The sequence below is a fragment of the Deltaproteobacteria bacterium genome (genome assembly GCA_011773515.1).
Classification (GTDB): Bacteria; Desulfobacterota; Deferrimicrobia; order J040; family J040; genus WVXK01.
Genome location: WVXK01000056.1, coordinates 1,877 through 6,801 on the forward strand (window position 1 = coordinate 1,877; position 4,925 = coordinate 6,801).

The 4,925-nt window shown below is 60.0% G+C and carries 5 protein-coding genes; all 5 read right to left on the minus strand.

Annotation, left to right across the window (positions count from 1 at the left end; genetic code table 11):
* Window positions 1–45 precede the first annotated feature (45 nt).
* From GTN70_05455 to GTN70_05475, 5 genes are read right to left on the minus strand one after another with little or no spacing between them, the layout of a single operon-like run.
* Window positions 46–801: a hypothetical protein gene (locus tag GTN70_05455; GenBank protein NIO16430.1), complete on the minus strand. Its 756-nt coding sequence runs from the start codon at window positions 799–801 to the stop codon at window positions 46–48.
* Between the two features lie 56 nt (window positions 802–857).
* A complete protein-coding gene (locus tag GTN70_05460; GenBank protein NIO16431.1) occupies window positions 858–1,967 on the minus strand; it encodes an iron chelate uptake ABC transporter family permease subunit in 1,110 nt (369 codons plus the stop codon).
* Complete coding sequence (locus tag GTN70_05465; protein ID NIO16432.1) at window positions 1,964–3,100, minus strand: iron chelate uptake ABC transporter family permease subunit; 1,137 nt, start codon at window positions 3,098–3,100, stop codon at window positions 1,964–1,966. The genes GTN70_05460 and GTN70_05465 overlap by 4 nt, the downstream gene beginning before the upstream one ends.
* 42 nt (window positions 3,101–3,142) lie before the next feature.
* Window positions 3,143–3,934, minus strand: coding sequence for an ATP-binding cassette domain-containing protein (locus tag GTN70_05470; GenBank protein ID NIO16433.1), 792 nt, complete (start codon window positions 3,932–3,934; stop codon window positions 3,143–3,145).
* A 48-nt stretch (window positions 3,935–3,982) separates the two neighbouring features.
* Window positions 3,983–4,792 (minus strand): zinc ABC transporter solute-binding protein, encoded by an 810-nt coding sequence (locus GTN70_05475; GenBank protein NIO16434.1) that lies wholly within the window; start codon window positions 4,790–4,792, stop codon window positions 3,983–3,985.
* Window positions 4,793–4,925 lie beyond the last annotated feature (133 nt).

Consider the following 4,925-nt stretch of genomic DNA (forward strand, 5'->3'; position numbering starts at 1 on the left):
TCACCAGTGCGCGGTCCTGAAAAAAGCAAAACAGGTCCGCACGGATCAGGAGCCCCTCCCTATTCTCCGGGACACGCGCTCCCAGGAATCGGTGGTGAGAAAGCTCTCATCCATGTCCTCCAGCATCTCCAGGATTTTGCCGATCGGGGCGGAAAACGAGAGGACGTGATCGCTTACAAATGGCCGCGCCGAAACGTCAAACATGCCGATGACCCCCCGAGACTCTTTCCTTTCCCTCTCGGCAAGGGGGTAGCTGATGATGCTTCCGCAGCCGGAGCAGAAGGGGGTGATGACCGCCAGCTGTTCGAGGGTCCTGAAGTTGGCCAGCGTAAAGAGCCCGGAGATGGTATGGGGCTTGGCGAGAAAAACGGCGACGGCGGGATTTTCGTCTTCCTCCAGGCGGTCCCACCGCTTGAACACCAGGTACCTGCCTTCCGCGGGAGGGACGGGCATATTCTCCACGTACCGCTCCACCAGCTCGGGGGTCTTCTTGTACCTTTCGCCCTCCACCCTTCCGGGAATGCCGCAGGAGAGAAAATACCTGAAATCGGGTCCAAGCTCCGCGGGAAATCCCGAGTACCGGACACCCCCCCTGCATCCGATCGTGTCGCCGGCAAAAGAGATGGTCTCCCCTTCCGCCGGGATGTTGAGCTGGGCTATCATGCACAGGTGCCCCCTGACAGGGCGAAGGTGCCCGGCGTACCTCTCATCATCGGAGTAGAAAAACACAAGGGGAAGGTCCGCGCTTCCGAAATAGGCTCTGAACTTTTTCTCAAACTCCTCTTTCAATCCCCTTTCCATGAACACCTCCCGCATCGGTATCTAAAGAGTCGCTCCTCTTTTTTTTGTTTGGCACATCACCCCGTTATCGCCTTCTGCGCGGCAGCCCTCCCCCGCTCCGTCAGGATTATGAAACCATTCTGACGTTCAACCAGTTCCCGCTCCTTCGCGAACCAAACGACGCGCTCGCTGAAACTGCGCCTCCACCGCAGGTGCTCGTGGAGATGCTCCACGCTGTTCTCCTTCTCCTCTTCCGGCAGTCCCTCGTGATGATAGAGGTGAACCACCAGCATCGTCTGGGCAAATTCCAGCCTCTGCCGAACCCGTCGCAGGCTCATTGCAACGAGCCCGCGTCCGGGAGAAAAGAGGAAGGTGAGCCCGAAGATGATGCCGGCCATGGTCGCCATGCACCCGGAGATCGAGGCATCCAGAAAATGGGCCAGCCAGTAACCGGTGATGGCAACGATCACTCCGATCAGCGAGCTGGCGGTGAGCATCGACGAGAGCCGGTCGCAGAAGAGATAGGCCGTCGCCGGCGGGCCGATCATGAGCGCGACGACGAGGATCGAGCCTACCGCGTCGAAGGCCCCTACCGCCGTAACGGAAACGAGCGTCATGAGGCCGTAGTGAATGATCCCGGGGGAAAAACCCAGAACTGCCGCCAGCCCGGCATCGAAGGTGGCGAGCTTGAGCTCCTTGTAAAAAAAGATGATGAAGGAAAGGTTTGCGAGCAGGATCACCGCCATGACCGTGAGGGCTTTCGGGCCGAGATCGTACCCGAACAGCTCGAGCCTGTTGAAGGGAGCAAAAGCGATCTCGCCCAGAAGGACGGCATCCGTGTCCAGGTGGACCTTTCCGGCAAACCGCGATATGAGGATTACGCCGAGGCTGAACAGCAGGGGGAACACGAGGCCGATAGCGGCATCTTCCTTTACGAGCCCGGTCCGGTTGAGAAGCTCCACCATGCTGACGGTCAAAAGGCCCGTCAGGGCCGCAGCGATGATGAGAAAAGGTGACGAGATGTCCCGGGTGACGAAAAAGGCCAGCACGATACCGAGAAGGATTGCGTGGCTTATGGCATCGCTCATCATGGCCATCCGCCGGAGTATGAGAAACACCCCGGGCAGCGAGCAGGTCACCGCCACCAGGGCCGCCACGAGCTGTATCTCGATCTGCACCGCCGTCATCGTTCCTCGTCTCCTGAACTCTCCAGGCGTCTTCCCGCCTCGAAGCCCTCCGGCGTCAGGGCCCACTTGCCCTCGCCGGTTTCACTGACCAGACCCTCCTTAACCAGCTCTTTCAAGCTCCGGTCGACCCCACCGTGACCGATACTCATCGTGCGCAACACCTCGATGGAATGTGCGCGGCGTATGTCACCGTGCTTGACGGCGAGTATGTAGAGATCCTCCAAAACGGCATCCACCCGCAGCTGCCTCCTGTTTGCCTGCTCACGGAGCCAGCTCCACAGAAGTCCACGGTTGGGGGCGAGCAGTATGGATATCAGGACGATGCCGCTTACGCAGATAACCACCGTGGGGCCGGTTGACAACCGGGGAACGCTGCTGCTTACCAGCGCGCCGGAAACCCCCGCAAGGGCCCCGAAAAGGGCTGCCAGCCCAACCATCACGCCGAGACGGTCCGTCCACTGCCTCGCGGCTGCACCGGGGGCAACGACCATGGCGCTCATCAGGACAACCCCCACGCTCTGCAATCCGATTACGATGGCGATAACGAGCAGGGTGGTAAGCAATACATCGACGACTCTCATCGGAAACCCGAGGGCGGAGCCGAAATCGGGATCGAAGCTGAGGAGCTTGAACTCCTTCCAGAAAAACCCCATCAAGAGAAGCGCAGCGGCCCCGAGAGCGCCCATGGTTATGAGGTCGCTTTCAACGAGCGTGGCGGCCTGCCCGAAGAGAAATGTGTCGAGCCCTGCCTGGCTCGCATCGGGGCGTTTCTGTATAAAGGTTATGAGGACGAGGCCGAAGCCGAAAAAAACCGAGAGAACCAGCCCGAGAGCGCTTTCGTCCTCAATGCGGCTGTTTCTCACGATCCCGATGATCACGAGCGTTCCCAGCCAGCCGGCAACTCCGGCGCCGAGGAGCAAAACGACCGACTCCTTGCTCCCCGTCAGGATAAAGGCGAGTGCGATGCCGGGCAGCGCCGCATGGGAGATTCCGTCACCCAGAAGGCTCTGCCTGCGGAGGACGGCGAATGATCCGAGTGCGCCGCTGACGATGCCGAGCGTCGCCGAGCCGAGCGCAACGGTCCGGAGCGTGTAATCGAACAAAAGATTTTTGAGAAGGGCTGCAAATTCCACAGACAAGCTCCCACCAGTTCACTTCCGGCCGCACGGCGTGGCTTACTCGTGGGAATGGTGCCCCAGGTAGGCCACGCGCCCGCCATAGGCAAGCCGAAGGTTCTTTTCCGTGAAGACCTCCTCAACGGGGCCGCTGGCGATGCGGCGCACGTTGAGGAGGGTAACCCAGTCGAAATACTCGCTGACCGTCTGGAGGTCGTGATGGACGACGACCACGGTTTTGCCCCTCCTCCGAAGCTCCTGCAACAGGGTGACGATGGAGCGCTCCGTTACGGCATCGACCCCCTGAAAGGGCTCGTCCATGAGGTATATGAGAGCATCCTGGACCAGCGCCCGTGCGAGAAAAACCCGCTGCTGCTGTCCCCCGGAAAGCTGGCTTATCTGGCGGTGGGACAGGTCGGACAGTCCCACCTCTTCAAGGGCCTCGAAGGCAAGATCCCTGTCTTTTTTCCCGGGCCTCCTGACCCAGCCGAGAACCCCATAGCGGCCCATCATTACCACATCCAGAACTACCGTCGGGAAGTCCCAGTCCACGCTTGCCCGCTGGGGGACGTAGCCAACGAGACGCCTCTGCTTCTCGTAAGGACGGCCGAAGATGGCAACCTGTCCCGCAACGGGCTTGATGAGGCCCATGATGGCCTTGATGAGCGTCGTTTTTCCCGCCCCGTTCGGTCCGACTATTGCCATCAGGACACCCGGGGGCACCTCGAGGTCGATGTCCCACAGAACCGGGTTATCCCTGTAGGCAACGGTTAAATCGTCCAGCCGTATCGCGGGCTCATCGGAAGGGTGCTTCGGAACGTGATCTTTGTGGTTGCCCCCTGTAATCGACATCGGCTTCTCCTCACTTCTGGTTCTTGCCATTTTCGGCTGGATACGCAGTTACTCGGCAAGGGCGGAAACAATGGTGTCTATGTTGTGCCGGACCATCCCGATATATGTGCCCTCTATGGACCCCGGGTTTCCCATCGCATCGGAGAAGAGGTTTCCCCCTATCTTCACCTCGAATCCCCTGGCCCGAACCGATGCCTGGAGTGCCTCGATGTACCGGCGGGGAACGGAGGTCTCCAGAAATATGGCGGGGATCTTCCGCTCAACGATAAACGCCGACAGTGCTTGTATGTCCGCCGCGCCCGCCTCGGCGACGGTGCTGATCCCCTGAAGTCCCAATACCTGAAAACCATAGGCCCTTCCGAAATAGTTGAACGCATCGTGGGCGGTGATGAGGACCCTTTTTTCTTCCGGGAGTTTGCCTGCCCTCGCCAGCACATACTCGTTGAGCTCACCCAGGCGCAGGAGGTACCCTTCCGAGTTGCTCCTGTATATCTCGGCGCTTTCCGGGTCGAGCGCGGCAAGAGCATCACGGACGTGCCCTGCAGCTTTCATCCAGAGGGTCACGTCGAACCACACGTGGGGATCGTAGGCCCCTTTGAACTCGGGAGGCGCCATCAGGGAAGAGCGCTCTATCCCATCGGTCACGGCAACTGTTCTGGCAAACCTCTCCATCTTTTCGAACACGTCCGTCATCTTTCCCTCGAGGTGGAGGCCATTGTAAAAGATGATGTCCGCCTCTGTCATGCGGGCCACGTCCCCTTCGCTCGCCTTGTAGAGATGGGGGTCGACACCGGGTCCCATGAGGCCGGTGACGCGAACGCGCTCTCCCCCTACGTTTTCAACGATGTCCGCTATCATCCCGATGGTGGTCACAGCGCGGATCTTCCGCCCCGCGATACCTTCGATCCCGGTACCCGTCTCCCTCCCGTCTCCTCTCTCCCCCTGCTTCGAGCACCCTGGCAGGAGAAGCAGGAAAAAGAAAAACCACGAA